The following is a 4,831-nucleotide window of genomic DNA, read 5'->3' as shown; positions in this document are numbered from 1 at the left end:
GATCGACACCAAGGATCTCGCCACGCACCGTGTGCTTTTTGGCAAGGTGACAGGCCTGCGCATCGGCGATAATTTGCGCCCGCTGATCTATCACGGTCGCGGCTATCGCGCCCTGTAGGTGCCTTGATGGCTGACTCTACGGAGATGGAATGACCGGCTTGAAACCGCGCCCGGCGCCGCGGACGATCGACGAGACGCTCGATCTCCTGACCGGCGCGGACTATGTGGCGGACCGTTCGCTGGCCACCGTGCTGTTTCTCTCATTGCGCATGAAGCGGCCGCTCTTCCTCGAGGGCGAGGCCGGCGTCGGCAAGACCGAGATCGCCAAGGTGCTGGCCGAGGCGCTCGGCCGCCGGCTGATCCGCCTGCAGTGCTATGAGGGGCTCGACGTCTCCTCCGCCGTCTACGAGTGGAACTACGCCGCGCAGATGATCGAGATCCGCATGGAGGAGGCGGCCGGCAAGGTCGTGCGCTCGGACATGGAGCGCAACGTCTTCTCCGAAAAGTACCTGATCCGCCGCCCGGTGCTCGATGCGCTGACCGGCAAGGCGGGCGCTGCCCCGGTATTCCTCATCGACGAGCTCGACCGCACCGACGAGGCCTTCGAGGCCTTCCTGCTCGAAATCCTCTCGGACTTCCAGGTGACGGTGCCGGAGCTCGGCACGATCAAGGCGGAGGAGCCGCCGATCGTCATCATCACCACCAATCGCACGCGCGAAATCCATGACGCGCTGAAACGGCGCTGCCTCTATCACTGGGTCGACTATCCCAATGCAGAGCGTGAGCTGGAGATCGTACGGCGCAAGGTGCCGCAGGCCAACAGCCGGCTTTCGGCCGAGGTTGTGTCCTTCATCCAGAAGCTCCGCCAGATCGAATTGTTCAAGGCGCCGGGCGTCGCCGAAACCATTGACTGGGCCGGCGCATTGACCGAACTCGACAAGGTGGCGCTCGATCCGGAGACAGTTTCCGACACGATCGGCGTGCTGTTGAAATACCAGGACGACATCGCTCGCATCGGCGCGGGCGAGGGCCGGCGCATCCTCGACGAGGTCAAGGCCGAGCTCGCGGCGGCGCAGTAGGCCCATGAAGGCGCCGCGTTCCGATCCCGCAGAGGCCACGGAAGACGGGCGCATCGCCGACAACATCGTCTACTTCGCCCGTACCTTGCGCAAGGCCGGCATGCGGGTCGGGCCGGCTTCGGTCAAGGATGCGATCGAGGCGGTGCTTGCCGCCGGCATCGGCTCGCGCGATGATTTCTACTGGACGCTGCATGCCGTGCTGGTCTCCCGGCACGAGGACCATCCGGTCTTCGACGAGGCCTTCCGGCTGTTCTGGAAATCGCGCGAACTGATCGAGAAAATGCTGGCGATGTTCTCGCCCGTCGCGCTGAATACCAGCGAGAAGCAGAAGCCTCGCGCGGCCGAGACCCGCGTCAGCCAGGCGATGTTCGAGGGCCATCAGAAGAACCAGCCGGCGAGGGAAATCCCCGAGATCGAGGTCGACGCCCGCTTCACCTTTTCCGGCAACGAGGTGCTGCGCGGCAAGGATTTCGCCCAGATGGACGCCGCTGAACTGGCCGAGGCCAAGCACGCGATCGCCGCCTTGCGGCTGCCCTTCGACATGGTCCGCACGCGCCGCTTCAGGGCGGACGCGCAAGGCAGGCGCATCGATCCGCGTGCCATGATGCGGTCGGCCGCGCGCACCGGCGGCACGCTGATCCTGCCGAAATTCCGCTCTGCCCGCGAGGTGCATCCGCCGCTGGTGGTGCTTGCCGACATTTCCGGCTCGATGAGCCAGTACACGCGCATCTTCTTGCATTTCCTGCACGCGCTGACGGAAAAGCGCCGGCGCGTGCATGCCTTCGTCTTCGGCACGCGCCTGACCAATTTGACGCGGCAGATGCGCCATCGCGATCCCGATGCCGCGCTCGCCGAGTGCTCGGCGACTGTGAAGGACTGGTCCGGCGGCACCCGTATCGGCGACACGCTGGCCGAGTTCAACCGCCTGTGGTCGCGGCGCGTGCTGGGGCAGGGGGCTGTGGTGCTGCTGATCACCGACGGGTTGGAGCGCGACGAGATCGCCGGCCTTTCGGAAGAAATGGAGCGACTGCACAAATCCTGCCGTCGGTTGATCTGGCTGAACCCTCTGCTGCGCTTCGACGGTTTCGAGGCGCGCGCGCGTGGCGTCAAGGCGATGCTGCCGCATGTCGACGAGTTCCGCCCGGTGCACAATCTCGAGGCGTTGGCCGATCTCTGCGCCTCGCTCGACCAGCGGCCGGCCGCTCGCGTCGATCCGCGTCGATGGCTGCGGGCTGGCGACAGGCACGCCGCATAGCCATATGTTTATCCATCGGAAGAAAGACTCCCGGAAAATTGAAATCACCATACAGGGACCGATGAATGACGCTCCAATGCATCAACCCAAAGGATCTGCCAATTCCGCAGACGTACAGCCAGGTTGTCGTTGCGACAGGCAGCAAGTTGGTATTCATCTCGGGCCAGGAGCCCGAAGACCTGGATGGCAAACTTGTTGGCCGTGGTGATCTTGCGACTCAGGCGCGCCAGGTGTTTGGCAATCTCGGCCGCGCACTCGCCGCCGCCGGTGCGGCGCCTGCGCAGGTCGCCAGGATCACGATCTATGTCGTCAACTACAATCGCGATGAATGCCTGCCGATCATCGAAAAGGCGCGGGTAGAGCTGTTCGGAGATCATAAACCAGCTGACGTGGTGCTTGGCGTGGCGAGCCTGTCCCCCGGCTACCTAATCGAAGTTGACGCAGTCGCGATGATTGATTGACCATACATTTGCGCGAACTGGTGGTGCGCAGATCATAACAGACCCCAAGAGGAAGCAGTCGTGGAAGACAGCATCTATCTCGATGAGGCCCGCGATCCCCTGATCATCGCGGAAGGCTGGATGAAGGACGGCAAGGATGTCGCCATCGCGACCGTGGTCGAGACCTGGGGTTCGGCGCCGCGCCCGGTCGGCAGCCATCTGGTCATCGACGCCGACGGCAATTTCCACGGCTCCGTCTCCGGCGGCTGCGTCGAAGGAGCGGTGGTGACCGAGGCGATCGATGTCATTGGCTCGGGTAAGGCCAGGATGCTGGAGTTCGGCGTTGCCGACGAGACCGCCTGGCAGGTGGGGCTCTCCTGCGGCGGCCGCATCAAGGTCTATGTCGAGCGGCTAGGTTAGGGCGCCATGGACCCGTATGCGCTGAAAACATTGAACGAAGTGCGCCGCGCCCGCCGCGCGGCGATCCTGGTCACCGACCTCGGCGACGGCCGCGACCGCATCGTGCGCGAGGGCGATCCAGTCGCCGGCGAATTGGGCGAGGCGATCGCCAGGGCATTTCGTACCGGCAATTCCGGCTCGGTCGAGGCGGAAGGGCGCACCTTCTTCCTCAATGTGCATCTGCCGCAGCCGCGCCTGGTGGTGATCGGCGCCGTCCATATCAGCCAGGCGCTGGCGCCGATGGCCAGGATCGCCGGCTATCCCGTCGAGATCATCGACCCGCGCACCGCTTTCGCCACGCCGGAGCGCTTTCCCGATGTGGCGCTGCACGCCGAATGGCCGCAGGATGTGCTGGCGCGCCAGCCCCTCGACAGTTACACGGCGCTTGCCGCCGTCACCCACGACCCCAAGATCGACGATTTTGCATTGAAGGCAGCGCTCGACGCCAGGTGTTTCTATGTCGGCGCTCTCGGCAGCAGGAAGACGCACGCCAAGCGCGTGGAACGCCTGCTGGCGCTCGGTGCCAGCGCCGACCAGATCGCCCGCATCCATGCGCCGATCGGCCTCGATATCGGCGCGGCAAGTCCGGCCGAGATCGCCGTCGCGGTGCTGGCGCAGACCATCCACGCCTTCCGTTCGCGCGGCCTCGAAGCAAAAGGCGCCGTGGCGTGAAATTCGGTCCCGTTCCGATCGATGAGGCCGAGGGCGCGGTGCTGGCGCACGCCACAGAGGCCGGAGAGCGGCGCTTTCGCAAGGCGCACAGGCTGAGCGCCGATGATCTGTCGGTGCTGAAAGCGGCCGGCATTTCCGAGGTGGTCGCGGCCGTGCTGGCGCCCGACGATCTCGGCGAGGACGCGGCGGCGGAACGGATCGCCGCCGGCATGAGCCATCGTAACGTGGAGGCCAGGCCCGCCGCGACCGGCCGGGTCAATCTCCACGCCGGGGCGGCCGGCGTTTTCACTGTCGACCGCGCGATGATCGACGCCATCAACGCCGTCGATCCGACCATCACCATCGCCACGCTGGCGCAGCATGCGCCGGTCGAGAAAGGCCAGATGGTGGCCACGGTCAAGATCATTCCCTTCGCCGTCGCCGGCAGTCTGGTCGATCGGGTGGCAAGGATCTGCACCGATGGCGAGATCTTTGGCATCAACGCCTATCGGCCGATACGTATCGGCGTCATCCAGACGATGCTGCCCGGCGTCAAACCGAGCGTGCTCGACAAGACGCTGCGCATCACCGAAGCGCGCCTGGCGCGCTCGGGCAGCCATCTGACCGCCGAGCGCCGCACGCCGCACGAGGTCGCGCCCGTCGCGGAAGCGGCGACCTCGCTCGCCCGCGACAACGATATGGTGGTGATCTTCGGCGCCTCGGCGATGAGCGATTTCGCCGACGTCGTCCCGGCGGCGATCGAACACGCAGGGGGCAGCGTGGTCCGCGCCGGCATGCCCGTCGATCCCGGCAACCTGCTGGTGCTGGGCACGCTTGCCGGCAAACGCATCATCGGCGCGCCTGGCTGCGCCCGCAGCCCCAAGGAGAACGGCTTCGACTGGGTGCTCGACCGGCTGATCGCCGGCCTCGACGTGACGGCTGGCGAT

General features: G+C 65.7%; 7 protein-coding genes. All 7 read left to right on the top strand.

Annotated elements, in window-relative coordinates:
- Window positions 1–118: flavin reductase family protein (locus EOA33_RS40770; protein ID WP_145989262.1), on the top strand; the 118-nt coding region annotated here is incomplete at its 5' end.
- A 31-nt stretch (window positions 119–149) separates the two neighbouring features.
- Window positions 150–1,079, top strand: a complete 930-nt coding sequence (locus EOA33_RS24415) for a MoxR family ATPase (RefSeq protein WP_126054824.1) — start codon at window positions 150–152, stop codon at window positions 1,077–1,079.
- 4 nt (window positions 1,080–1,083) lie between these two features.
- Window positions 1,084–2,334: a VWA domain-containing protein gene (locus EOA33_RS24410; RefSeq protein WP_127406797.1), complete on the top strand. Its 1,251-nt coding sequence runs from the start codon at window positions 1,084–1,086 to the stop codon at window positions 2,332–2,334.
- A 65-nt stretch (window positions 2,335–2,399) separates the two neighbouring features.
- Window positions 2,400–2,795, top strand: coding sequence for a RidA family protein (locus EOA33_RS24405; RefSeq protein ID WP_127406796.1), 396 nt, complete (start codon window positions 2,400–2,402; stop codon window positions 2,793–2,795).
- A gap of 60 nt (window positions 2,796–2,855) precedes the next feature.
- Window positions 2,856–3,194: an XdhC family protein gene (locus tag EOA33_RS24400; protein WP_127406795.1), complete on the top strand. Its 339-nt coding sequence runs from the start codon at window positions 2,856–2,858 to the stop codon at window positions 3,192–3,194.
- Between the two features lie 6 nt (window positions 3,195–3,200).
- Entirely contained in the window at window positions 3,201–3,905 is a 705-nt protein-coding gene (locus EOA33_RS24395; protein WP_127406794.1) for an XdhC family protein, read from the top strand.
- The coding region (locus EOA33_RS24390) for a molybdopterin-binding protein (protein WP_145989261.1) at window positions 3,902–4,831 on the top strand (930 nt) is incomplete at its 3' end. The genes EOA33_RS24395 and EOA33_RS24390, both read left to right, overlap by 4 nt.

Origin of the sequence: Mesorhizobium sp. M4A.F.Ca.ET.050.02.1.1 (assembly GCF_003997725.1) — a bacterium.
In the GTDB taxonomy this organism is placed as follows: domain Bacteria; phylum Pseudomonadota; class Alphaproteobacteria; order Rhizobiales; family Rhizobiaceae; genus Mesorhizobium.
This window is presented reverse-complemented; position numbering and strand designations above follow the sequence as displayed.

What these genes read in the sequence shown, in the direction of transcription:
- EOA33_RS24395 (WP_127406794.1), top strand. Translation starts at nt 3,201, where the DNA reads ATGGACCCGTATGCGCTGAAAACATTGAACGAAGTGCGCCGCGCCCGC.
- EOA33_RS24415 (WP_126054824.1), top strand. Translation starts at nt 150, where the DNA reads ATGACCGGCTTGAAACCGCGCCCGGCGCCGCGGACGATCGACGAGACG.
- EOA33_RS24405 (WP_127406796.1), top strand. Translation starts at nt 2,400, where the DNA reads ATGACGCTCCAATGCATCAACCCAAAGGATCTGCCAATTCCGCAGACG.
- EOA33_RS24410 (WP_127406797.1), top strand. Translation starts at nt 1,084, where the DNA reads ATGAAGGCGCCGCGTTCCGATCCCGCAGAGGCCACGGAAGACGGGCGC.